22 protein-coding genes are annotated in these 26,266 nt (G+C 36.8%); 17 read left to right on the forward strand and 5 right to left on the reverse strand.

What is annotated here, in order from left to right; translation table 11 throughout:
• Positions 1 to 1,704 (reverse strand): DUF4270 domain-containing protein, encoded by a 1,704-nt coding sequence (locus tag ACO052_RS05150; RefSeq protein WP_422106928.1) that lies wholly within the window; start codon positions 1,702 to 1,704, stop codon positions 1 to 3.
• A gap of 8 nt (positions 1,705 to 1,712) precedes the next feature.
• Positions 1,713 to 2,525: a glycogen/starch synthase gene (locus ACO052_RS05155; RefSeq protein WP_422106929.1), complete on the reverse strand. Its 813-nt coding sequence runs from the start codon at positions 2,523 to 2,525 to the stop codon at positions 1,713 to 1,715.
• A 109-nt stretch (positions 2,526 to 2,634) separates the two neighbouring features.
• Here ACO052_RS05155 and panC point away from each other — a divergent pair, with 109 nt between their 5' ends.
• From panC to ACO052_RS05215, 12 genes are all read left to right on the forward strand, one after another.
• Positions 2,635 to 3,486 (forward strand): pantoate--beta-alanine ligase, encoded by an 852-nt coding sequence (panC, locus tag ACO052_RS05160; protein ID WP_422106930.1) that lies wholly within the window; start codon positions 2,635 to 2,637, stop codon positions 3,484 to 3,486.
• Positions 3,487 to 3,499: 13 nt separating this feature from the next.
• Entirely contained in the window at positions 3,500 to 3,850 is a 351-nt protein-coding gene (panD, locus tag ACO052_RS05165) for an aspartate 1-decarboxylase (RefSeq protein WP_422106931.1), read from the forward strand.
• Positions 3,851 to 3,855: 5 nt separating this feature from the next.
• On the forward strand, positions 3,856 to 4,815 hold the full coding sequence (locus ACO052_RS05170; protein WP_422106932.1) for a lysylphosphatidylglycerol synthase transmembrane domain-containing protein: 960 nt from the start codon (positions 3,856 to 3,858) through the stop codon (positions 4,813 to 4,815).
• Between the two features lie 43 nt (positions 4,816 to 4,858).
• Complete coding sequence (locus ACO052_RS05175) at positions 4,859 to 6,007, forward strand: alpha/beta hydrolase (protein ID WP_422106933.1); 1,149 nt, start codon at positions 4,859 to 4,861, stop codon at positions 6,005 to 6,007.
• Positions 6,008 to 6,085: 78 nt separating this feature from the next.
• Positions 6,086 to 7,267: an alpha/beta hydrolase gene (locus ACO052_RS05180; RefSeq protein ID WP_422106934.1), complete on the forward strand. Its 1,182-nt coding sequence runs from the start codon at positions 6,086 to 6,088 to the stop codon at positions 7,265 to 7,267.
• Between the two features lie 201 nt (positions 7,268 to 7,468).
• Positions 7,469 to 8,827: a DNA repair protein RadA gene (gene radA / locus ACO052_RS05185; protein WP_422106936.1), complete on the forward strand. Its 1,359-nt coding sequence runs from the start codon at positions 7,469 to 7,471 to the stop codon at positions 8,825 to 8,827.
• Positions 8,828 to 9,071: 244 nt separating this feature from the next.
• Positions 9,072 to 9,863: a T9SS type A sorting domain-containing protein gene (locus ACO052_RS05190; RefSeq protein WP_422106937.1), complete on the forward strand. Its 792-nt coding sequence runs from the start codon at positions 9,072 to 9,074 to the stop codon at positions 9,861 to 9,863.
• Positions 9,864 to 10,013: 150 nt separating this feature from the next.
• Positions 10,014 to 10,589 (forward strand): Crp/Fnr family transcriptional regulator, encoded by a 576-nt coding sequence (locus tag ACO052_RS05195; protein WP_422106938.1) that lies wholly within the window; start codon positions 10,014 to 10,016, stop codon positions 10,587 to 10,589.
• 186 nt (positions 10,590 to 10,775) lie between these two features.
• Complete coding sequence (gene ileS, locus ACO052_RS05200; RefSeq protein ID WP_422106939.1) at positions 10,776 to 14,180, forward strand: isoleucine--tRNA ligase; 3,405 nt, start codon at positions 10,776 to 10,778, stop codon at positions 14,178 to 14,180.
• Between the two features lie 4 nt (positions 14,181 to 14,184).
• Positions 14,185 to 14,568: a TraR/DksA family transcriptional regulator gene (locus ACO052_RS05205; protein ID WP_422106940.1), complete on the forward strand. Its 384-nt coding sequence runs from the start codon at positions 14,185 to 14,187 to the stop codon at positions 14,566 to 14,568.
• Positions 14,569 to 15,225, forward strand: a complete 657-nt coding sequence (locus ACO052_RS05210) for a hypothetical protein (protein ID WP_422106941.1) — start codon at positions 14,569 to 14,571, stop codon at positions 15,223 to 15,225.
• A 27-nt stretch (positions 15,226 to 15,252) separates the two neighbouring features.
• Entirely contained in the window at positions 15,253 to 15,921 is a 669-nt protein-coding gene (locus tag ACO052_RS05215; RefSeq protein WP_422106942.1) for a lipoprotein signal peptidase, read from the forward strand.
• Here ACO052_RS05215 and ACO052_RS05220 read toward each other — a convergent pair.
• From ACO052_RS05220 to rimK, 3 genes are read right to left on the reverse strand one after another with little or no spacing between them, the layout of a single operon-like run.
• A complete protein-coding gene (locus tag ACO052_RS05220) occupies positions 15,875 to 16,438 on the reverse strand; it encodes a 5-formyltetrahydrofolate cyclo-ligase (protein WP_422106943.1) in 564 nt (187 codons plus the stop codon). The genes ACO052_RS05215 and ACO052_RS05220 overlap by 47 nt on opposite strands.
• Positions 16,435 to 17,403: a succinylglutamate desuccinylase/aspartoacylase family protein gene (locus ACO052_RS05225; protein ID WP_422108047.1), complete on the reverse strand. Its 969-nt coding sequence runs from the start codon at positions 17,401 to 17,403 to the stop codon at positions 16,435 to 16,437. Before ACO052_RS05225 ends, ACO052_RS05220 begins: the two co-directional genes overlap by 4 nt.
• Before the next feature lie 44 nt (positions 17,404 to 17,447).
• Complete coding sequence (gene rimK, locus ACO052_RS05230) at positions 17,448 to 18,323, reverse strand: 30S ribosomal protein S6--L-glutamate ligase (RefSeq protein WP_422108048.1); 876 nt, start codon at positions 18,321 to 18,323, stop codon at positions 17,448 to 17,450.
• Between the two features lie 109 nt (positions 18,324 to 18,432).
• Between rimK and uvrC the strand changes: the two genes are divergently transcribed.
• The 5 genes from uvrC (at position 18,433) to ACO052_RS05255 (ending at position 26,263) form a co-directional block, all read left to right on the forward strand.
• Positions 18,433 to 20,226, forward strand: a complete 1,794-nt coding sequence (gene uvrC, locus ACO052_RS05235) for an excinuclease ABC subunit UvrC (RefSeq protein WP_422106944.1) — start codon at positions 18,433 to 18,435, stop codon at positions 20,224 to 20,226.
• 7 nt (positions 20,227 to 20,233) lie between these two features.
• Positions 20,234 to 22,492 (forward strand): patatin-like phospholipase family protein, encoded by a 2,259-nt coding sequence (locus ACO052_RS05240; protein ID WP_422106945.1) that lies wholly within the window; start codon positions 20,234 to 20,236, stop codon positions 22,490 to 22,492.
• A 214-nt stretch (positions 22,493 to 22,706) separates the two neighbouring features.
• Positions 22,707 to 23,864, forward strand: a complete 1,158-nt coding sequence (locus ACO052_RS05245; protein WP_422106946.1) for a homogentisate 1,2-dioxygenase — start codon at positions 22,707 to 22,709, stop codon at positions 23,862 to 23,864.
• A gap of 165 nt (positions 23,865 to 24,029) precedes the next feature.
• Positions 24,030 to 25,190 carry a 4-hydroxyphenylpyruvate dioxygenase gene (gene hppD / locus ACO052_RS05250; protein WP_422106947.1) on the forward strand — a complete coding sequence of 387 codons (1,161 nt, stop codon included), beginning with the start codon at positions 24,030 to 24,032 and terminating at the stop codon, positions 25,188 to 25,190.
• A 278-nt stretch (positions 25,191 to 25,468) separates the two neighbouring features.
• Positions 25,469 to 26,263 carry a DUF3108 domain-containing protein gene (locus tag ACO052_RS05255; protein ID WP_422106948.1) on the forward strand — a complete coding sequence of 265 codons (795 nt, stop codon included), beginning with the start codon at positions 25,469 to 25,471 and terminating at the stop codon, positions 26,261 to 26,263.
• Positions 26,264 to 26,266: the final 3 nt, after the last annotated feature.

Genomic DNA, 26,266 nt, shown 5'->3' on the forward strand with positions numbered 1-26,266 from the left:
TTAGTTATTTGGTTCGGTATAATATATTTCCAAATATACTTTTTTACTTTCATCTGCAGTAGTATTACCATGCAAAACTGTACCTCTTGGTGTCATTACTGAACTTGTAGGTGCTGTAACATCAGCATCGTCTGTGGTCTGCACTGCTCGCTGCAATAGCTGACCTTCTAAATTCACATTTAGGGAAACAGCTAAACCTAATTCTACGTTAGTCGAATCACTTAACAATAGATTTTTGATATGCTCCGTTATTCTAAATTTGTACTTAATCCCGTCTCCGGTGGGCTCGTCGTCAACGCGCTGCAAGGGCCCAAGGTGATTAGTTTTTGATAATAAAGGCAAAGTCGTATTGGTAATATCATTGAAAAAATCTTCCAAAACCGTCCTATTGTCGGCATCGTATAAATACAGGCGTTCTGGCTCGCCACCATCAACCATATCTTGATCGACATAAAACACGAGGTTAGCTTCATTAACCAGACGTTTGGATCTCACAAAATTACCATCGGCATCTGTTTCTACAAAATCGTTTTTCCAGGTTTCAAATGTATTCATCGTCGCATCGTCATCATCTAAATCTTCACCGTTAAACAATTTTATCTTGGCAATAGATCCCTCGCCACCTTTAAGGAATAATCTCTCATCGCCAGTACTAGGGTCGCCCTCTGCAATAGGTTGATTAAAACTATTATCAAAGAAGTTAATACTATTGCCAGTAAATCTCATCTCAAATGTAGCTTGTTCGGTTTGGTCTTCATCATCGACTGTAGATACTGATAGTCTTGTGTAATAAATCGTAATATTTGTAGAAAGAGAGCTCATGTCAAGAAAAAGAAAGCTGCCACTGTCATTTATGGGTTCTGCTTTAAAATAAAGTCCTCTAAAATATTCCAAGAAATTATTTTCATTACTAAGCACGGCCTCTCCTTCTTGATCAATAATAGCCCCTTGCCAAAAAGAAGGTTCTAGCATAATTCTAATACCTGGCGGTAGTCTCGTAAGGCTAGCTTCTTCTTCTTCGTCCTCGGGCTCAGGACCTCTTAATACATAACCTTCTTCGCTGATCTCTATGGTATTATCAACAACAACCATGTTGCCGTCATCATCATAGTCCACAAAAGTGAGCTCTTCAGCTTCTAAAGAAGCATCAGGAATCATTTCGGAAGCCGAAGCCGATTTATTGGAGAAATAATCTTGACTTTCATTAAATTCACCATTTGGATCAAAATCTCTAATAAAATAGCTACTCCTAAAAAGGCGCAATTCTATAGGGTCTCTCCCAATTACGGAGTCGATATCGAAAATGATGTTATCATCTTCATCTATATCTGTAACAGTAGAGGAGTAAGGAATGTACAAGGCTACTGAGTCTATGACGACTTCATCGCCAAAATCTGGCGCATAGCTCGAAAGGGTTAGTTGCGTTACAAAATCAGATTCTGTTCGTCCATATACATCGTCGTACAATCCAAGTGTGTTAATGGTTAATCCATTAGTTTGCACAGGCTCCAGAGGATTGCTGTAGGTAATTACCTCTGTGAATTCAGGATCGGTTTCACTTAGCCTGAGAATATCAAAATTTGTGGCAACATCATCGTTTATGGCATCTGATTCTAATGTCGAAAATTCAGTAGTACAGGCGACAAAACTTAGTACTATGAGTGCAACTACTACAATTTGGGGGTAGATCTTATTTATTTTCATAGGTTATGTTAACCGTTAAGGACTTTGTTTTTATAAAACTCTGTGTAAGGATCGGCAAACTCTTCAATAGCATGAAAATCTAAAACAGGTTTTGTCAATTCATCGATATAGCTGTCTAATGCTTTTGGTAAAGTCGCAGACCCTCTTATTACGGCATCAGAGTTATCTATAGCAATTTTCATTAGATTAATGTAATCAGGGTTTTCTAATAATTTAATGGCATCTTCATCTAAACCATCAAATTTGACCTTATCTATCATTCCTTTATCTAACGTACCATCAAAGTTTTGATTGTATATGGAAGTCACAATTTTACTTTCCGTAAATAAAGGTTCTGTTTTGTAGAACTCTTTTAAGTACAACGGCAGTAATGACGCTAGCCAACCGTTTACATGTATAATGTCTGGAGCCCAATTAAGCTTTTTCACCGTTTCTATAACACCTTTTGCGAAGAAAATAGCACGTTCGTCATTATCTGAAAACAGCTTCCCATCCTCATCGGTTAGTGTGGCTTTGCGCTTAAAGTATTCTTCATTATCAATAAAATAAACTTGGATGCGCTCTTTTGGGATTGATGCCACCTTAATAATCAAAGGCATATCTAAATCATTGATCACTAAATTGATCCCAGATAGCCTAATGACTTCGTGCAATTGGTGCCTTCTTTCATTGATATTACCAAAACGAGGCATAAATATACGTATCTGACCTCCTTGCTTATTTACCATTCTTGGCGCCTCAAATGACATTGAAGAAATCTCCGTTTCTGGCAAATATGGAACAACCTCAGAGGATACATATAATATTCGTTTATCTTTCATAAATCTGCTCCTTTAGAAAATTAAGAGTAAAAAACATGCAAAATTACAAAAATTTGTGCAGATTGCCAGTAAAATATTATGTTTGCACGCATTTTTATTTGTTACTGTCTTGAAAGTTTTTCACCATAAATCCGAATTATCCGATCATATAAATCTATTAAAGGGAGATGGCAAATCCTTGGGATTTGTGCCCACTATGGGAGCGCTACATGAAGGCCATTTAGCCTTGGTAAAAGCGGGATTGAGTACTAATGATTTTGTAGTAGTAAGCATTTTTGTTAATCCGACGCAGTTTGATAATCAACAGGATCTCGTCAAATATCCTAGAACTTTGGATGATGATGTGGCGTTACTAAAGACCTTGAGCGAATCGACCATCATGGTTTATGCGCCTACTGTAGAGGACCTGTATGGCGATAAGGTATTATCGGAGTCTTTTAATTTTGGGGGATTGGAACATGAGATGGAAGGCGCTTTTAGAGCGGGGCATTTTGACGGAGTCGGGACTGTAGTAAAACGGCTCTTTGAAGCCGTCAAGCCAGATAACGCTTATTTTGGGGAGAAGGACTTTCAGCAATTACAAATTATTAAAAAACTTGTGTCCTCTTATAGCATTCCTGTTGAGGTCATTGGCTGTCCTATTCATAGAGCACCTGATGGTCTGGCGATGAGCTCTCGAAATACAAGACTGACAAAAGAACATAGGGAAGCGGCTCCATTTATCTATAAAACCTTAAAATCTGCCAAAACTAAGTTTGGCACAAAAAGTGCTAAAACAGTCTCGGAATGGGTGGTGAAGCAATTTAAAAAACAATCGCTTTTAAAGCTTGAGTATTTTATTATTGCCGATACGGAAACCTTAAAGCCAATAAAACGTAAATCAACAAAAAAAACATATAGAGCATTTATAGCTGTATACGCAGGAGATATAAGACTCATAGACAATATCGCCTTAAATTAATTATCTTTGCCTCATGCAAATTCAAGTTGTAAAATCTAAGATACATCGCGTTAAATGTACAGGTGCAGACCTTAATTATATCGGTAGTATAACTATTGATGAAGATTTAATGGATGCTGCAAATATCATTCAAGGAGAGAAGGTTCAGATTGTGAATAACAACAATGGTGAACGTTTAGAAACCTATTGTATTCCCGGACCTCGCAATAGTGGTGAAATAACCCTAAATGGTGCCGCAGCACGTAAGGTTGCGGTTGGTGATGTTTTAATTTTAATTACTTATGCCTTTATGGATATCGAAGAAGCTAAAGGGTTTAAACCCGCTTTGGTTTTTCCGGATGAGGCGACCAATCTTCTAAAATAATTTTTTTGAGCAATCCAAAATCCATCCTAAAAGTTGTTTTGCCTTTACTATTAGGAGTAGCGCTGGTTTGGTACTCATTATCACAAATCTCAGTTTCAAAGCTCGTTCAATATTTTAAAGATGCTAATTACTTATGGATTGCCCTAGGAGTAAGTTTTGGGGTCTTAAGCCATGCCTCCCGAGCATTCCGTTGGTTGTTTATGGCAGAACCCTTGGGTTATAAGCCCAAGTTTATAAATAGCTTTATGGCTGTATATTCTGCTTACCTTATTAACTTTACCATTCCTAGAGCAGGTGAGGTTGCCAGGGCCTCTATTCTTACCAATTATGAAGAGGTTCCTTTCGATAAAGGTTTCGGAACTATTATTGCAGAAAGAGTAGCAGATACCATAATGTTATTGATCATTATTGGTATTGCCCTCGTTTTAGAGTTTGAATACATTTATAAATTTTTCATTGACAAGTTTAATACAACCACGTTGATTATTGGTGCAGCTACTTTAGCACTGGTAATTCTCGGCATATATTTCTTTATAAAACGAAACACATCAAAATTTGCCGTAAAGGTTAAAAACTTTGTTAATGGGCTCATTGAAGGCGCCTTTAGTATTTTTAGAATGAAAAAAAAGTGGGCTTTTATTTTTCATACGGTGTTTATCTGGGTGATGTATTTGTCCATGTTTTATGTAACGACATTGGCATTACCAGAATTGCATAATATCTCTCTTGCTGCGGTTTTAATAGGTTTTATTTTTGCTAGCTTTAGTATTGCGGCTACCAATGGTGGTATTGGTTCCTTTCCTGAAGCCATTGTTATAGCTTTCTTATTGTTCAACATGCCCGAAGATCCAAGTAGGGCTTTTGGTTGGATCATGTGGTCTACACAAACCTTGGTCATTATAATCTTAGGGGGCTTATCTTTAATATACCTGCCAATCTACAACAGAAATAGAGCTAGGATATAGAAATATTTTTTACCTTGCTTTAACTTTTAATTCCACCTACAACATGAAGCATTTCTACGCGTCAATCACTTTGTTTTTTTTAGCGATTAATCTTCAGGCGCAAGCTATATATGAAACGATAGATTCCTATAAACTTGATGGCAGACGTGAACTAAAAATTCAGTTGCCTCGAAACTATGATTCTGAATCTGAGCGCAGTTACCCTTTAGTTATTGTATTAGATGGGGATTATCTGTTTGAACCCGTAGCTGGCAACATAGATTACCAAGCGTATTGGGAAGATATCCCAGATTGTATTGTTGTTGGGGTTAAGCAAGATGCAACTCGAGAAACGGACTTTTATTACGATGATACCACATATTTCCCGGCAAAGGAGGGGGCGGATTTTTACGAATTTTTAAGTGGTGAGCTAATACCCTTCATAGAGGACAAGTATAAAGTATCAAATTTTAAGGTCATTATTGGGCACGACTTAGGGGCAAATTTCATTAATTATTATCTTTTTAAGGATCAACCTCTGTTTAGGGCTTATGTGAGCTTAAGCCCAGATTTAGCGCCAGAGATGATTAACAGATTGCATGAGCGTTTACCTACTGTAGCCCAAGAAACATTTTACTATATGGCTACTGCCGATGCAGACATCAGAGCATTAAGAACTGATATTTTAGAGTGTGATGCCAAATTGAAGACCATTGAAAACTCAAATTTGAATTATAAGTTCGACGATTTTGAAGATGCTAATCATTATTCACTTGTCGGAAGGGGGATTCCAAAGGCCTTAAATGAAATATTTACCTTATACAAACCTATAAACGGCAAGGAATACAAAGAAAAAATTCTCACCTATGAAGGGTCACCTTACGATTACTTGGTTAAAAAATACGAAAACATAGCGTATTTCTATGGTTTCGAAAAAGAACTGATAGAAAATGATATCAGAGCTATAGCAGCGGCTTGTAAAAAACGAGATGACCTTGAGTCCTTAGAAAAATTGGCTAAATTGGTTAAAAAGGAGTTTCCTAAATCCATGTTGAGCGCTTATTATATGGGGATGTTCTACGAAAAAGAAGGGAATCTCAAAAAAGCCTTATTGCGCTACAAAGCAGGACTGCTTATGGAACCTTCGCAGTATATTGATAAAGAAATTATGCTCGAAAAGATGTACGAAGTTCAAGACGCGATGGACAATTAGTTGTATTTCATCGAAAAAAATTTACAACTTAACGATATTTTAGTATGTTTGGTATCCCAAAGCTAAACCTACTTACAAATGAGAAAAACTATTCTACTAGTTTTGGCATATGTGCTTTGTATGCCATTGTTTGCTCAAATTAGATACGATGAAATACGTTCATCAAAATTAAATGCAGTAAGGAAGTTAAAGATTAAACTCCCCAAAAATTACGACCCTTCTTCGACACTAAAGTATCCTCTAATTATTGTTTTCGATGGGGATTATCTGTTCGAGCCCATAGCAGGTCAGGTAGATTTTCAAACTTATTTTGACGATATGCCAAGCTCTATTATCGTTGGAGTAGTGCAAGGTAGTGAAAGGCGTTACGATGGCTATTGCGATGAAGTTACCGGATTGCCAAAAGAGTCCGGTCTGCGTTTTCACGACTTTGTTGCTGAAGAACTCATGCCCTATTTAGATGAAGCCTACAATACTAGTAAGTTTAGGGTAGCCGTAGGTCACGATTTGATGGGTAACTTTATTAATTCATATTTATTTAAAAAAGATCCACTTTTTAACGCCTATGTATGTATCAGTCCGGATCTATCTGGAACTGTAAGGGATTATTTAGGAAAGCGCTTAGAGTTTTTTAAGGACGATATCTTTTATTATATGGCCACATCAGACAAGGATTTACCTTATATAAGAGAAGCCGTATTAAATGCCAATTCACAAATATCGCAAGTCAAAAACCAATACCTCACCTATTATTTTGATGATTTCAATAACGACACGCACTATACACTCGTCAATAGTGCAATTGCGCGATCGTTCGACAAAATTTTTGAATTGTACAAACCACTTCGCGAAAAGGAACTAGAGGAAAAGGTATTACCCTATGAAGGTACTTTAGATCAATATTTGGTGGATAGGTATAAGAGAATTGAGGAGTTGTTTGGTATTAAAAAACCTATAACGGAAGAAGAGTTTGAAAAAGTAGTTAAGGTGGCCGAACAAAGAAATGATTTGGAATCCTTGGAGAAAATAGGAAAATTGGCTAAGAAATTAAATCCAGAGTCATTATTAGGGACCTATTATCTAGCACAGCACTCTGAAAAGATTGGTAAGAACAAAAAAGCAAAAAAATTATACGAATCGGCATTAACCTTAAATGATGTAAGTCATATTGATAGAGATTTTATTTTTTCTAAAATCGACGAGCTTACTATTGTTGATGCAGATGAAGAGGGAGAGGAGGAAGATGATGAAGATAACTAAGAAAAAACCCCTATCTACCGACTACTTCTTTGAAGCTTTGTTTAAAAAAGTACGAACGTTTTTGTTTGCCAATATCCCTATGAAATTGGCTGCAATAAAAATTTTTGCTCTAGCAAATTGGTTTAAAGACATCAATTAAAATTGTATTAATTTAGCGGTTCTAAAAATCCTTTTCCAAGCTTTTGGGTTTGTAAATAGAACATGGCTAAAGTAAAAACAAGCTTTTTTTGTCAAAATTGTGGTGCTCAATATGCTAAATGGCAAGGGCAATGCACGTCCTGTAAACAATGGAACACCATTGTTGAAGAAGTCATACAAAAGCCAGTGAAAAACGATTGGGAGTTATCGTCTTCCAATACAAGGCGCATTTCAAAACCTCTAAAAATAAGTGAAATTGACACTGCTCTCGAAACCAGATTAGATGTACAAGATATCGAGTTTAATCGTGTGTTAGGTGGGGGAATGGTACAAGGGGCCGTGACCCTTTTGGGTGGTGAACCAGGTATAGGGAAAAGTACGCTTTTGCTTCAAATGGCATTAGAATTGCAACACAAAACATTATATGTATCCGGAGAGGAAAGCCAGAAACAAATAAAAATGCGCGCAGAGCGTATACATCCTCAAAGCAATAACTGTTATATCCTAACCGAAACAAAAACGCAAAACATCTTTAAGCAAATAGAACGGTTAGAGCCAGATGTCGTTATTATTGATTCTATTCAGACCTTGCACAGTGATTATATTGAGTCTTCCGCTGGGAGTATCTCACAAATTAAAGCCTGCACTTCGGAGCTTATTAAATTTGCCAAAGAAACGGCCACACCTGTATTATTAATTGGTCACATTACTAAAGATGGTCATATTGCAGGCCCTAAAATCCTAGAACATATGGTCGATACCGTTTTACAGTTTGAAGGTGACCGTAATCATGTATTTAGGATTCTTAGAGCTCATAAAAATCGTTTTGGATCAACCAATGAGTTGGGTATCTACGAAATGCAGGGCTCCGGTTTAAGAGCGATCTCCAATCCATCAGAAATTTTAATCTCCGAAAAAGATGGCGAACTCTCGGGGAATGCGATTGCTGCGACATTAGAAGGGTTAAGACCACTAATGATAGAGGTACAGGCCTTGGTAAGTACAGCTGTTTATGGTACACCTCAGCGTTCTGCCACTGGTTTTAATGTCAAACGGCTAAATATGCTTTTGGCCGTTCTAGAAAAGCGTGCTGGTTTCCGTTTAGGAGCCAAGGATGTTTTCTTAAATATTACTGGAGGTATTACGGTAGATGATCCTGCAATTGATTTGGCGGTTGTTGCCTCAATTTTATCCTCTAATGAAGATACAGCGCTTCCAAATGACGTTTGCTTTGCCGCTGAAGTGGGCTTATCTGGAGAAATAAGACCGGTACAACGCGTGGATCAGCGCATATTGGAGGCAGAAAAACTTGGGTTCTCGACAATTTTTGTCTCTAAATACAATAAGTTTACCCCAAAGGACAGGTCTATTAAGATCCAATTGATTTCCAAAATCGAGGATTTGGTCAATTTCTTGGTTTAACGACCTAGAAATGAAATACCCTTAATCGATTATTCGGGTATTTTGTGTCTAAAAATCATACTTCAACGACTTTCCCATCTTTTTATCGAATAAGAAATGCCAATTTCTTGGGACAATCTAGTATTGTATTGTAATTGATAAACAAACAGTTACAACAATCTCCCTCAAAGTATAATCCATTTGCTAAAAATTTAATTGTAGTACATAGTTCAACTAGGACCAAACATCCATTAAACCTTAAACTATGAAAACACTACTACTTAAAAAAAGACACATTTTATTGTTAATACTTATAGCATTTTGCTATAATACAAGGATTTACGCTCAGGGGGCATCTGGCGTTACTTCTGATGGCAAGCAAAGCTTTACTATCGCTTTTAATAGCTTAGATGGGTCAAATGTTACAAGAGAACTTCAACTTAGTTTTAGCGAAATGACTTCAGATGGTTTTGACGAAGGCTATGAGATTAAGAATTTAGAGGTCTTAGCAGATGATCTTAATCTTATTTTAGATAATGAGCTTATGTTGGCGCAGGCTTACGGCCCTATTAACGAGGACAAAGTTGTACCATTGGTCTTACAAAGTACAGGCAATTACAACTTTACAATACAACTGACGGCAATGGAAAACATGGGGGATCAAAGTATACGTTTAAGGGATAATTTTACAGGAGATTATTTTGATCTAAGGGGCTATGAAGCCTTTGAATTTGCATCGGATGAGGGTGTATTTCTAGGTAGATTTGAGATTTTCTTCAAAACAGCAACTTTGTCACAAACAGACTTTGAATCTGAAAATATCGCTATCCGTTATGTAAATAACACAAATACAATAGCCATTTCAAACCCAAACAATAAAGATGTAAAGCGCATTGAAATTTTCAATGTCTCAGGTAAAAAAGTGTACGGTAACAATACAATGAATAATGAGCGTTTCATTAATTATAAAGTTAACCATTTATTGACAGGCATATACATCATAAGATTGGTTGCCGACAATAATACGGCGTTGTCCAAAAAAGTATTCATCAAGTAATATATTTAAGTTAGTAATTAAAAGGTCATTCACTAGTATTTATGAATGGCCTTTTTTAGGTCAAAACAACTTATTGTATATCTTTAGAAACTATTAATTAATAAAAGATACGATTTACTTTCGTGTTTAAACCCCTTTAATTCTTAATTCATGGAAGACCCTAACTTTGATTTTTTAAGATCAAAATTCCATATTTCAAAAGAAACCTTTGAGATTTTAGAACGACTGTCATCTTACAAAGAAATAAAACAAGGTGAGATATTGGTAGAACAAGGTTCCAAAAGTAACAACATTGCTTTTTTAAGCTCGGGTTTGATCAGGGCCTATTTGGTACTAGAATCTGGCAAAGAGATTACAAAAAATCTTTATAGCGACTTTAGTTTTGTGGGGCCTTTTTCCTCGATATTAAAGAATGAAGGGTCATTACTAACCCACAAAGCTTTAACGGATTCTATTTTGTACGAAATAGATTTTAAAGGCTTTGTCGCACATACCAAGACCAATATTGAATTGAGTAATCTCTATAACAGAGTTTTAGAAGATCTATTTATTTTTTATGAGAAAAAATATTTAGATCACATTTCGTTGAATGCTACGGAACGTTATCAAATCTTAAAAAAGCGAATACCGAATATAGATAATCTCATCCCTCAATATCAGATAGCATCTTATCTCAATATTACCGCAGTTCAGCTGAGCAGAATAAAAAAAGACTTGCCAGATTAACATATGTTAATCAATTAAAGAATAATTCAACATACATTTACTCTCAAGATTAATTTTATTAACCAGAGATTAATTAATGGCCCTAACAGGAAAAAGCAAGCGATAGTCGTTTGCTTTTTTTTATGATATAAAGCGTCCTTTAGTAAGAAATTATTAATTTCGCGGTTCGATAAGAAGTTTGATGATATGAGTATAAAGTTCCCTGAATATAAAGGACTTAACTTGCCAAAAGTGGCCAAAGAAATAGGCGACTATTGGGAAGAACATAGCATATTCGAAAAGAGTGTCTCCACCAGAGAAGGAAAAGACCCTTATGTGTTTTTTGAAGGACCCCCATCTGCCAATGGATTACCCGGAGTTCACCATGTTTTAGCGCGTGCTATAAAGGATATTTTTCCACGTTACAAAACCATGAAAGGCTTTCAGGTAAAGCGAAAGGCTGGCTGGGATACCCATGGTTTACCTATAGAACTTGGTGTTGAGAAAGAGTTGGGTATCACTAAAGAAGATATTGGCACTAAAATTTCGATTGAAGACTACAATGAGGCCTGCAAAAAAGCCGTGATGCGCTATACGGATATCTGGAATGACCTCACCAAAAAAATGGGTTATTGGGTGGATATGGACAATCCATATATTACCTATAAGTCTAAATACATGGAATCTGTTTGGTGGTTACTAAAGCAGATTTACGATAAAGATCTATTGTACAAGGGGTATACCATTCAACCGTATTCACCAAAAGCTGGAACTGGTTTAAGTTCGCACGAGTTGAATCAACCGGGAACCTATCAAGATGTAACGGATACTACCGTAGTCGCACAGTTTAAGGCTAATGCTGACACCTTACCAGCGTTTTTACAGAATGAAGGGGAGATATACTTTTTGGCTTGGACGACCACACCTTGGACACTTCCAAGTAACACGGCCTTAACCGTTGGCCCTAAGATTGACTATGTATTGGTAGAAACTTATAATCAATATACCTTCCAGCCAATGAATGTCGTCTTGGCTAAAAATTTGGTAGGTAAGCAATTTTCAGGAAAGTATGACCAAGTTGAAAACAAAAATCAACTACTAGATTATAATTCTGGTGATAAGAAGATTCCTTTTTATGTAGTTAAAGAATTTAAAGGCAAGGACTTGGTAGGAATCACTTACGAACAACTTTTAGATTATGCTTTGCCGAATGACCATCCAGAGAACGCTTTTAGAGTGATATCTGGAGATTTCGTAACTACCGAAGATGGTACAGGTATTGTACATACAGCGCCAACTTTTGGCGCGGATGATGCCTTAGTGGCAAAACAAGCCAAACCAGAAGTGCCACCAATGTTGGTGAAAGACGATAATGGCAATTTGGTTCCTCTTGTGGATTTACAAGGACGTTTTAGACCAGAAATGGGTGAGTTTGCAGGCAAGTACGTAAAGAATGAATATTATGAAGATGGTCAGGCCCCAGAAAAGTCGGTGGATGTTGAGCTCGCTATTAAACTAAAGACTGAAAACAAAGCCTTTAAGGTAGAGAAGTACAAGCATAGTTACCCAAACTGTTGGAGAACAGATAAGCCTATCCTTTACTATCCTTTAGACTCGTGGTTTATAAAAGCAACTGCCGTAAAAGATAGAATGCATGAGCTGAATACGTCCATTAATTGGAAACCAAAATCCACGGGTGAAGGCCGTTTTGGAAACTGGTTGGCCAATGCCAATGATTGGAATTTATCACGCTCACGCTTTTGGGGAATTCCACTACCAATTTGGCGAACTGAAGACGGAAAAGAACAGTTATGTATCGGTTCGGTTGAAGAACTAAAATCTGAAATGGTTAAATCCGTTGAAGCTGGTTTCATGACTAAAGCTATTTTTTCTGATTTTGAAGTCGGTAATATGAGTGAGGCTAACTATGAGAAAATAGACTTGCATAAGAATATCGTGGATCAAATCACTTTGGTGTCACCATCTGGTCAGCCGATGAAACGCGAAAGCGATTTGATCGATGTATGGTTCGATTCGGGTTCTATGCCCTATGCTCAATGGCATTATCCGTTTGAGAACAAAGACCTCATAGATGAGAATAAAGCCTTCCCAGCAGACTTTATTGCTGAGGGTGTTGATCAGACGCGTGGGTGGTTTTATACCCTACATGCCATAGCCACTATGGTTTTTGATTCTGTGGCCTATAAAAATGTCGTTTCTAATGGATTGGTTTTAGACAAGAATGCACAGAAAATGTCTAAGCGTCTAGGTAATGCCGTCGATCCTTTTGAAACCTTAGCCAATCATGGTGCTGATGCCACACGCTGGTACATGATCAGCAATGCGAATCCGTGGGACAACCTTAAGTTTGATATCGAAGGTGTTGAGGAAGTTAAACGCAAATTCTTCGGAACTTTATATAATACATACTCCTTCTTTTCGCTGTATACCAATTTAGATGAATTTAATTATTCGGAGGCTGATGTTCCTTTAAATGAAAGACCAGAGCTCGACCGTTGGATATTGTCAGAATTGAATACCCTTATCGAAAAAGTGGATAGGTTTTATGCAGATTACGAACCAACTAGAGCCGCTAGAGCGATTTCGAACTTTACCCAAGATTATTTGAGTAATTGGTATGTGCGCTTAAGTAGAAGACGTTTCTGGAAAGGAGATTATCAAACTGATAAAATTTCAGCATATCAAACCCTGTATACCTGCATGTTGACTATCGCAAAGCTCGGTGCTCCAGTTGCTCCATTTTTTATGGATAGGCTGTATTTGGATTTAAATTCGGTCACTAAAAAGGAGGATTATGAGAGTGTACACTTGGCTGAATTTCCTAAAGCGGATACATCTGCAATAGACAAGATTTTAGAACGAAAAATGGAGAATGCTCAAACAATATCTTCCTTGGTATTATCGTTGAGAGCAAAGGAGAAGATTAAAGTGCGTCAGCCTTTGCAGAAAATAATGATCCCTGTTGACAACGATCAGCAAAAGGGAGAAATTGAAGCCGTTTCTGCCTTAATAAAACACGAAGTCAATGTAAAGGAAATTGAACTTTTAGAGGATGCTTCGGATATACTGGTCAAACAGATAAAACCAAATTTTAAGGTTTTAGGCCCTCGATTTGGAAAAGACATGAAGCTGATTTCTAATGTTATAAGAACATTTTCGGCCGAAGACATCAAAAAAATCGAGCAAAAAGGCACTTTAGACGTTGAAATTAACGGAAAAAATATTACATTGGGTATAGATGACGTTGAGATAACGTCTCAAGATATAGAAGGTTGGCTTGTTGCTAATGAAGGCGCACTAACTGTAGCACTCGATGTAACAATAACAGAGAAATTACGCGAAGAAGGTATTGCACGTGAGCTCGTAAACCGTATTCAAAATTTGCGTAAGGATTCAGGATTTGAAGTTACAGATCGTATCGATGTACAGCTTCAGAGCGATAAGCAAGTTTCGGCAGCAATAGCCTCAAATGAAGCCTATATTAAGTCCGAAACCTTAACAGAAAATTTAAAAATTATTGATAATTTAAGTGATGGTATAGAAATTGCTTTTGATGAAGTCAATACCAAACTATTTATACAAAAACACTAAACCTATGGCAACAGACACAAAAAATAGATATTCGGATAAAGACTTAGAAAATTTCAGAGTTTTAATTCAAGAAAAAATCGATAAAGCTGAGCACGATCTAGAATTAATAAAAAGTGCTTATATGAATGACCATAATAATGGTACGGATGATACGTCGCCCACATTCAAAGCTTTTGAAGAAGGCAGTGCTACTATGAGTAAGGAAGCAAATTCTGCATTGGCCATACGACAGGAAAAGTTTATTCGCGATCTTAAGAATGCCATGATTAGAATTGAGAATAAGACCTACGGTGTATGCAGAGTAACAGGCAAGCTTATAAATCCGGAACGTCTTAAGCTTGTGCCTCACGCCACATTGAGCATAGAAGCTAAGAATATGCAGAAATAAATGCTTATACATAGAATCATAAAGCCTTGGAACATAAGCTTCAAGGCTTTTTTGTTGCTCTTTTGTTTTGGACTAACTTTTGGTAACGCTCAGAATACTTTAATAAAAGAGATTGAGGCTAATGCTATTGAAACGATTATCATAAAAGGGAATCAGATTTTTAATGTTTCAGTAGTAAGTACCGAAACCGATTATATTACAATTTTGTCAATATTAGATGGGGAATACCAGAATAATTATCAGATCGCTACGAAATTAGATCAAAATGAGCTTATCCTGAGCTTGGAATATATGTCTTTTGAAGACATCCCAGATGATAAAAGGAATGCCCACAAGGTGATTGCGGCCGAGCTTAAGCTTCAAATACCCAATAACCTCAATCTGAATATTTTTAGTGATATAGGATCTGTAATTGCCAAAGGAAGTTATAATACACTTTCTATTGAATTAGTACAAGGATATTGCACAGCTGATGCACTATCAAAAAGTGCGACTATAAATACCATAGAAGGAGACATAAACGTTATAACAGATGATGCAGTCATAAGAACAGCGTCTAAAAATGGTAAAGTCAGTACCGAAAGCTTAAATTCGTCAGAATATCAGTGGAACTTAACTTCCATTAATGGGGATATTACTGTGATTAAAAAGGAATAATCATTTACATTTGCCCAAAATTATTTAATGTCCCTAAAGAAAGCTTCAGTTGTAATTATTCTTATTTTACTTATTGACCAAATCAGTAAAATCTATATTAAGACACATTTTGTGCTAGAGGATGAACCAATAAAGGTTTTTTCTTGGTTCGAAATCACTTTTCTCGAAAATGATGGTATGGCTTGGGGAGCAAAATTGAGTGATTTCTTTACATTTATTTCAGATAAATCAGCAAAACTCATTTTAACAATCTTTAGAATTGTAGCAGTTACTGGTATAGGATTTTGGCTCGTAGATGTTACAAAAAAGAAGAAATCCAAAACATTGATTTTTGCCATAGCTATCATTTTTGCAGGTGCTTTGGGTAATATTATTGATTCGGTTTTTTATGGAGTGCTGTTTAGCGATAGTGACATGCAAGTAGCGACATTTTTGCCAGAAGGTGGAGGTTACGCTAAAGTATTTCATGGTAAAGTTGTAGATATGCTTCACTTTCCAATATGGAGTGGCGTATTACCTGAATGGCTACCTTTTTTTGGGGGTAAATATTTTTCGTTTTTTGATCCTGTGTTCAATATAGCTGATGTAGCGATAAGTACAGGCATTGGAATTTTGATTGTGTTCAATAAAAAAGCGTTTAAAGACAGCTCTAAAATTGAAACACACGATTTGGAGTCACACAATAATCCAGCTTAACATCCGCTTCAGAAGCTGTAATAGTTTCATCCTCTGCTTCAAAAAGAGAGAGCCCTATTTTTATAGTTTCAGGCCTACACTCAGCCAAAAACCGATCATAAAAACCTTTGCCATAACCGACTCTATTCCCGTGTTTGTCAAAGGCTAATAGGGGGACAAAAACGACATCGATTTGAGAGGGTATAATAGCAATACCATCAACAGGCTCAGGAATATTGTAGGCATTTTTTTTAATTGTTGTGCTATCGGTAAGCAGGTAATGCGACATACTGCAATCTTCGAAATTACTTTTAGAAACGACAATGTTTTTATCCTTCCCAGATAGAATACTTAAAATATAGGCCGTATTAATTTCCTTTTGCTCCTCAATAGTTAAAAAGAGATGATAGACTAACTTATCCCAAATATTGAGTTGCAATAACTGGTTGGCAATAGCAAGACTGTCATCCTCTATGTTTTGCAATGGCAGTACTTTTCTAAGCGACTTATATTTCTTTCTGATCTCGGATTTGGTCACAATTTTAGCTTTGTAGAAATATGAAATATGGCATCACCTTGATAAATGATTGGTGATTCGTTGACATTAAAAATATAACCGTTATTTGGCGCTTTTACAAAATGGTTGAAGCTTCCATAGGGATCTGTAATATGACCCAGAACATCACCTTTTTTCACTTGCGTATTTACAGAAATATTAGATTTAAACATCCCGGAATGGCTGGCTCTAATCCATTTACTACCAATTATGGTAGTACAGTTTTTTTTAGGCTTTGAGGCCTTAAATTTCCGATTTAACATTCCCAAATGGTGTAAAACGCGTTTTGTACCGTTAACACCGGTATTGGTTATTGTATGGTCGATATGAAATGATTTTCCGCCTTCAAACAATAGCATGGGGATCCCTAGTTTATAGCATGAATATCTAAACGATTTGTTTAAGTTCTTAGCGTAATACACAAAAGGTGCACCAAAGATTTGAGCTAATTCATCTAACACAATTTCGTTTTTGACGATACGTATTTGAGCAGCATTGAACCGGTCGGCTCCACCAGTATGAAAATCTAAAATTAAGTCGGCATGAGGCACAATTTCTGTCATGAGCTTGTGGGCTACCCTACTTGCCAATGAACCATTTTGTCCTCCGGGAAAAACACGGTTGAGGTCCCTGCCATCGGGAAACTCCCTGTCCATGTGAATGAATCCAAAAACATTAATCACAGGAATACAGATAATGGTTCCTTTTTTTGGTTTGTTAATGCCTTTTGCTATAATCTGTCTTACGATTTCGACACCATTAACTTCATCCCCATGTATTCCAGCAGTTATTAATACTGTTGGACCAGGTTTTTTAGAACGCTCAATAATTACAGGGACGTCAATAGTATTTTGGGTATGTAATTTGGCCACATTAAAACTTACTTTCGCACTTTTACCCAAGGCTACTTTTTCTCCTAAAATATGTAATACTTCTTTTTCGCTCATATACATTTCCCGCGAAAGCGGGAATCTCATTTTTTTAATCTAATTCATCTTCTATTGCGTTCTATGAAGGTAACAATTGCTCTTGCTATATTCTTTTGTGTAGCCCTTTCAATACCTTCTAAACCAGGAGTAGAATTAACTTCCATAATCAACGGTCCTCGACTCGATTGCAACATATCCACGCCACATACAGGTAACTTTAAAGCACGTGCCGCTTTTATCGCCAACTTTAATTCATCTTCAGTAAGCCTAATTAAATTGGCACTCCCGCCGCGATGTAAATTAGAACGAAACTCTCCTTCTCGGCCTTGGCGCTTCATTGCTCCAACGACTTGGCCATCGACAATAAGGGCTCTTAAATCGGCACCTTTGGCTTCGGCAATATATTCTTGCACAAGGGCTCGAGCTTGTAAGCCATTAAAAGCTTCCAAAACGGACTCTGCGGCATTTTTAGATTCTGCTAACACAACACCTAACCCCTGAGTGCCTTCGAGTAATTTTATGATGACTGGTGGGCCACCAACGTGGTTCAAGACCTCTTCAACATCTCTAGAGTAATTAGTGAATACAGTTTTAGGCATGCCAATTCCAGCTTTAGATAAACGTTGAAAACTTCTCAGCTTATCCCTGCTTCGTATAATAGCATCAGAGGTTACCGTTGTAAAAATGTTCATCATTTCGAACTGCCTCACCACAGCACAACCAAAAAAAGTCACCGATGCCCCAACTCTAGGAACAATAGCATCTACATAATCTAGGTACCGATCTTTATAGTATATGGTCGGTTTCTCTCTTTCAATGATAATATCACACTTAAGGGGGTCAATGACCTCCATGTCATGCCCTCTGTTTTCACCTTCTTCGACAAGACGTTTTGTAGAATATAGATTTTCATTTCGGGAGAGTATAACGATATTCATAATAATACTTAAAAAGTCTAAAGTTAAAAAGTATTTAGAGTTCATCAAACTTAATAGACTCATAACTTAAGACCCGTATAACTTATAACTTTTATTTACCTTTGATTTAATGTCAGAAACCTCGTTAGAAATACAAATAAAAACCTTACCGCAGCAACCAGGAGTCTATCAGTATTATGATGCTGACAATACCTTAATCTATGTGGGTAAGGCCAAGGATATAAAGAAGCGCGTAAGTAGTTATTTTACAAAGCATCACGACTATGGAAAAACCAGAGTTCTAGTGAGAAATATAGCGTCGGTGAAGCACATAGTCGTCGCTACGGAAAATGATGCGCTCTTGCTAGAAAACAATCTTATAAAAAAGTATCAACCTAAGTATAATGTTATGCTTAAGGACGATAAATCCTATCCTTGGATTTGCATTAAAAAAGAGCGTTTCCCAAGAGTGTTTTCCACACGACGTGTTATTAAGGACGGTTCGGAATATTTTGGGCCTTATACCAGTATGAAAACGGTAAGAACGCTTTTAGATTTAATCAAGGGTTTATATCATTTGCGTACCTGTAATTATGATTTGTCTGAGGCTAAAATAGAAGCGGGAAAGTATAAGGTGTGTTTAGAATTTCATTTAGGGAATTGTAATGGGGCTTGTGAAGGTCGAGAAACGGAGGACGCCTATCATAGTAATATAAAAGCTATTCGAGAAATTCTAAAAGGAAATTTTAAGGACTCTTTACAACAGTTTAGAGCTCAAATGAAGCATTATGCTGAAGCCATGCACTTCGAAGACGCTCAAAAAATAAAGGAAAAGCTCGAAATTTTAGAGAACTACCAGGCTAAATCAACTATCGTTAATCCAAAGATCAGCAATGTTGATGTGTTCTCCATTGTTAGTGATGAGACCTATGCTTATATTAATTTCTTGCAATTGAGTTATGGGTCCATTATTAGATCTCATACGCTAGAACTAAAAAAGAAGTTACAAGAAACCGATAAAGAACTATTGGAAATCGCCATAACCGAAATACGACAACGTTTCAATTCTAATTCCAAGGAAATTTATGTCCCGTTTAAGGTGGACCTGGGAGAAAGTATTAAGGTGAGTATTCCGAAACTTGGCGATAAAAAAAGTATTGTTGATTTGTCTAAGCGCAATGCCATGTACTATCGTATGGACAAACTCAAACAGATTAAAATTGTAGATCCAGATCGACATGCCAATCGCATCATGGCGCAGATGAAAGCAGATTTGCGTCTGTCCGAAGAACCAAGACACATAGAATGCTTTGACAACTCAAATATACAAGGAACGAATCCTGTAGCAGCTTGCGTGGTTTTTAAAAATGGAAAGCCAAGTAAGAAGGATTATCGCCATTTTAATATAAAAACCGTTGAGGGTCCAGATGATTTTGCCTCTATGGAAGAGGTCGTGCACAGGCGCTATAAGCGCTTATTGGAGGAAGACCAGCCCTTACCTCAGCTCATAATTATAGATGGTGGTAAAGGGCAATTATCGTCGGCACTAAAGAGCCTTGATATTTTAGGGTTGAGACAAAAAATTGCAATTATCGGAATTGCTAAACGTTTAGAAGAATTATTCTATCCGGATGATCCAATTCCATTATATTTAAATAAAAAAAGTGAAACCTTAAAAATTATTCAGCAGCTGCGTAATGAAGCCCATCGATTTGGTATCGAACACCATAGAAATCGCAGGAGTAAAAGCGCTTTAACGACCGAACTGGAAAATATACCAGGGGTAGGTGAGCAAACAATCGTTGACTTAATGAAGCAATTTAAGACCGTTAAGCGCATTGCCAATGCCAAATTAGACGAGCTCGAGGCGGTAGTTGGAGTCTCAAGAGCCAATAAAGTATATAATTATTATCATAAAGAATAAATTGAACTTGTCCCGAACATATGATTTAAAGTGGAATTATTTAGCCCTAATTTTCCTCTTATCTTTTTTAGTGGTTAATACCTATGGAGTACACGCCCAAAAGAAAAAGGAACCTAAAGTGGGTCTAGTTCTTAGTGGTGGAGGTGCAAAAGGCTTTGCTCATATTGGGGCCTTAAAAGTGATAGATAGTTTAGGCTTGAAGATAGATTACGTAGCAGGGACTAGTATGGGGGCCATTATCGGCTCGTTATATGCGACTGGCTATTCAGGTCAGCAGTTGGAGGATATATTCAATACCATCGATTTTGATGAACTGATTAATGATGAATTTCCAAGGTCATCAAAACCGTTTTACGAGCGTAAAAATGCTGAAAAATATGCCGTGAGCCTTCCTTTTGATAACTTTAAAATCAATTTGCCTTCAGGATTATCGCGTGGGCAAAACGTATATAATTTACTCTACCAGTTAATGCTGCCAGTAAGTGATATTAGAAGTTTTGATAAATTACCAATTCCTTTTTTCTGCATTGCCACCAATATAGAAACAGGTGAATCTATCGTAATGGATAAGGGAAGTCTAGCAGAAGCTGTTACCGCTAGTGGCGCTTTACCCTCTTTGTTTCGACCAGTAACGATTAATGATACCATTTTACTCGACGGCGGAGTCACCAATAATTTTCCAGTTGAAGAACTCAGAGCTAAAGGGATGGATGTCATTATTGGTGTCGATGTGCAAGACGCTCTTAAGGACAGAGAATCTTTAAAGTCGGCCCCAGAGATCTTAGTTCAAATCAATAATTTTAGGACGATCAATGCCATGAAGAGTAAAGTCCCACTAACCGATATTTACATTAAACCAGATATTACGGATTTTTCTGTTATTTCTTTTGATGAAGGAAGAGATATCATCGCAAATGGAGAAGCTGCAGCTAGGGCAAACATATCGCAATTGTTGAATGTAAAAAGTCAACAAATTACCCCTTTAAATCGACCTGAGCTTCATGTTTTGGATAGCATAAAAATAAATGCCATAAATATTAGTGGTAACGAGAGATACACAAGGTCTTATCTTTTAGGAAAGCTCAAATTCAAAAATGACGAAAAAATCAGCTACAAGGATTTTAAAGAAGGCGTTAATAACCTAATTGCTACTAATAATTTTGAGGCATTTAGATACCGGTTAGAACCTGATGAAGAGCGCGCAGAATATGATTTAATAGGGGACATTAGAGAGTCAGAAGCCTCAACGTTTTTAAAACTTGGGGTGCACTATGATGGTTTATATAAAAGTGCTGCATTGGCAAATATTACCAAGAAAAGGTTATTGTTCAATAACGATATAGCATCATTAGATGTTATTTTGGGGGATAATTCCAGATACAATTTTGACTATTTCATAGACAAAGGATTCTACTTAAGTATAGGTGTAAAATCACGTTTTAATCAATTTAATAAAAATGTGAATCCCTTATTGGCGCTTGACGAAGATTCTCCTTTGCTAAGCGGATTAAATAAAATTGATGTAGAACTTACGGATTTTACAAATCAGATTTACTTACAAACCATTTTTAGAAGAGACTTTGCGCTAAGAGTAGGAGCCGAGCATAAACGGCTTAAAATAACGTCTGAGACCATTATAGATGATGGTCAAGAAGATGAGTTTACCTTCGATAATACAGATTATTTTAGCCTATTCGGAAATTTGATTTTTGACGATTATGATAATCCATATTTTCCTAAATCTGGTTTTTATTTTAATGGAGACTTCCATTTATATCTCAATGCCTCCGATTTCAATGCTGACTTTGATCAATTCTCAATTGCAAAGGCTGATATAGGATATGCATTTAGTTTTTCGGATAATGTTGCCCTCAAAACCGAAACCAGCGGTGGTTTTAAGATTGGGGATAACTCTACTACGGCTTTGGGATTTGGTTTAGGAGGCTATGCCAATAATTTTATCAATAACTTTTACTCGTTTTATGGTTACGACTATTTAGAGCTTTCTGGAGATAGTTTTGTTAAAGCAACCTTTACGCTAGATTATGAAATATTTAAGAAGCACCACATTCTTTTAGCGGCTAATTACGCCAATATAGCAGATGGTATTTTTGAAACTGGAGAATGGTTTTCATCACCAGATTTTAGCGGTTATGCCCTAGGGTATTCCCTAGAAACTTTTCTTGGTCCCCTGGAAGCCAAATATACCTACTCACCAGATACTGGAAATGCGTATTGGTTTTTTAATCTAGGGTTCTGGTTTTGATCACCTAATTAATTAATAAGCGCTTGTTTCATAATTTTACGGAAATTTTAGATATTTGTAGAGATATGAAACCATTCTGGTCAGATATTAAACTTCATTTGCACTTCCTTATCAAAAGGAATCCAGAATAATTTTGCATTTTTTGTACCTTTAAACAGCATAGGCTTTTTGCCATGCCGTTGTGTCGTTTTATCAACTTTTAAACCATAAAAAAATGCCATTTTATCATAAATTAGGAAAGATTCCACCAAAACGCCATACACAATTCAAAAAACCAAATGGGGGTTTTTATTACGAGCAATTGTTTGGAACCATCGGGTTTGACGGTATGTCAACCAACAGCTATCACGAGCAGCGCCCAACCCAGGTAAAAGCCATAAATAAACAGTATAGCATTGCTCCCAAAGTAGCAAAAGCCAATAATATGCAGTCTTATCGTTTTCACGGGTTTAAAGTCACGCCTGAAAATGATTATCTAGACAGCAGAAAGGTGGTTTTGACCAATAGCGATTGTAACATTATACTGGCTGCTCCAAAACAATCGACAGCAAATTATTTTTATAAAAATACTGATGCTGATGAATTGATTTTTATCCATAAGGGTTCTGGAAAACTGAGAACACATCTCGGGAATCTAGATTTCAAATATGGAGATTATCTTTTAGTACCAAGAGGTATTATTTATAAAATAGACTTTGACACAGAGGATAATCGCTTGTTTATTGTAGAGTCGTATAGGCCAATATATACTCCTAAGCGTTATCGCAATTGGTTTGGACAGCTTTTAGAGCATTCACCGTTTTGCGAACGCGATTTACGACAACCTCAAGAATTAGAAACGTATAATGAATCGGGTGATTTTTTAATAAAAATCAAAAAACAAGATGAGATCATAGAAATGGTATATGCTTCTCATCCTTTCGATGTGGTTGGTTATGACGGTTACAATTATCCCTATGCGTTTTCGATCCATGATTTTGAACCTATAACAGGTCGTGTACATCAACCGCCACCGGTACATCAGACATTTGAAACCGATGCATTCGTCGTATGTAGTTTTGTGCCTAGGCTATATGATTATCACCCTTTAGCAGTTCCAGCGCCCTATAACCACAGTAATATTGATAGTGATGAGGTCTTGTATTATGTAGATGGGGATTTTATGAGCAGAAATGATATTGACGCTGGCCATATATCCTTGCACCCTGCAGGTATTCCACATGGGCCACACCCTGGAGCTATGGAGCGCAGTATCGGTAAGGTAAAAACGGATGAACTCGCCGTGATGGTCGATACGTTTAAACCATTAAAAGTCACCGAAGAGGCTTTAAAAATTGCTGATGAAGCGTATTATAAATCTTGGTTAGAATAGATGGTCATTCCTGCGACCGCGTGCCGCCTAAAGCTTTGCCTACTTCGCCGAAGTAGTATGCTACGAAGGCTGAAAAGCGGTGGCGCAAAGCAGGAATCCAGTGATGACAAATTAAAAACACAAATTTAGATTCCTGCGAAAGCAGGAATGATAAAAAAAGAAACAATGGCTAAAGAAGTAAAGTCCGTTAATTACGGTTTAGAGAAAATATTTGAAGGGGCACAAGATTTCCTGCCTCTTTTAGGAACCGATTATGTAGAGTTTTATGTCGGTAATGCCAAACAGTCTGCACATTTTTATAAAACGGCGTTTGGCTTCCAATCCTATGCTTATAAAGGTTTGGAAACAGGATCTAAAGATCATGTGAGTTATGTTTTAAAACAAGATAAGATACGCTTGGTCCTCACAACGCCACTCAATAGTCAATCACCAATAAACAATCACATTGTGAAACATGGTGATGGAGTTAAAGTGATTGCCTTATGGGTCGATGACGCACGTAAGTCTTACGAAGAAACTACAAAGCGTGGTGCAAAATCCTACATGGAACCTGTTGTGGAAAAAGATGAATTTGGTGAGGTTGTGAGAGCAGGTATCTACACGTATGGGGAAACTGTTCATATGTTTGTAGAGCGTAAAAACTACAATGGGGTCTTTATGCCTGGATTTGTAGAATGGAAAAGTGATTATAATCCGGAATCTGTTGGTCTAAAGTATATAGACCATATGGTAGGCAATGTAGGTTGGGGACAAATGAACACATGGGTGAAATGGTATGAAGATGTTATGGGATTTGTAAATTTCTTATCCTTTGATGACAAACAAATTCATACGGAATATTCGGCTTTGATGAGTAAAGTGATGAGTAATGGCAACGGGCGTATTAAGTTTCCAATTAATGAACCCGCAAAAGCCGCTAAAAAGTCACAGATAGAAGAGTATTTAGATTTTTATGAAGGTTCAGGTGTTCAGCACATAGCCGTTGCAACCGATGATATTATTAAAACGGTGTCGCAATTAAAAGCCCGTGGGGTTGAGTTTTTACCACCTCCGCCACAAGCCTATTACGATATGATTCCCGATCGACTGGGTGTTCATATGGACATGATGAAAGAAGATATTGCAGAGCTTCAGAAGTTGTCTATTTTGGTAGATGCGGATGAGGAAGGTTATTTGCTTCAAATTTTCACGAAACCTGTTGAAGATCGACCAACATTATTCTTCGAGATCATTCAGCGTATGGGAGCTCAAGGTTTTGGAGCAGGTAATTTCAAAGCCTTATTCGAATCTATAGAGCGTGAGCAAGCAAAACGAGGCACTTTATAAATTTTAAGCGCGTTTAGAACTTAGGGACTAAACGCGCTAATATAATCAGCTCTAAATTCGCAATACAAAACATAAATAAACGTTGTCAATGTCTTGGTTGGCGCTACTTTAATGTTGATAAATACTAAAAATATGAGCAATAATCGATAAATTTTAGATTAGAACAGAGGTTTTTGCTTGTGTTTCAGGGTTTTAATAGATTTGGAACAGTAATTGTATTTAAGAGAATAGTAACATGAATATTACGTTACATTAATTAAATTTACAACCTGTAGCCTATGAAATATTTATTTACCATATTAATTTTCTTCGTTGGACTTGAAGCTTCCAATGTTCAAAAGGATGCGGCCTTTCAATCTGGTGAGTGGTTTAAATTTAGAATGAGTTATAGTGGCTGGTTTAAAGCTGGTGAAGCCACGCTAAAAGTTGAAGAAAAAAAATTAAAGGGAAAGCCTGTTTTTCATGTCGTAGGTAAAGGAAAAACTACAGGAGCCGTAAACCTCTTTTTCAAAGTCAGGGATCGCTATGAAAGTTATTTCGATATAAAAACGGGTGCACCCTATAAGTTTATTAGAAAGATTGACGAAGGAGGTCATACTAAAGATATAGAGATAGAGTTTGATCACAAAGAACAAAAGGCCACTGTTAATAACAAAAAGCACAAAAAAATTAAGACCATAGCTACTGAGAAAGATGTCCAGGATATGGTCTCCATGTACTATTATCTCAGAAATAGTATTGATACATCATCTTTAGAAATAGGGGATGAAATAATGACCAATATGTTTTTTGATGAAGAAAACTATGGATTTAAACTCAAATACTTAGGAAAAGAAACTATAAAAGTCGATATCAACGGTTCTAGAGTTCGGGTAAAATCGCTAAAATTTAGACCTTATGTAATGGCCGGTCGAGTTTTTAAGGAAGAAGAGAGTCTAACATTATGGGTGAGTGCCGACAAAAATAAAATTCCATTAAAGATAAAAGCAGATTTAGCAGTAGGGTCATTGCGTGCTGATTTAGTTCAATTTAAAGGTTTAAAGCATTACTTTCCCATAATATTTGATAATTAATTT

Source organism: Winogradskyella sp., assembly GCF_965228925.1.
GTDB lineage: Bacteria > Bacteroidota > Bacteroidia > Flavobacteriales > Flavobacteriaceae > Winogradskyella.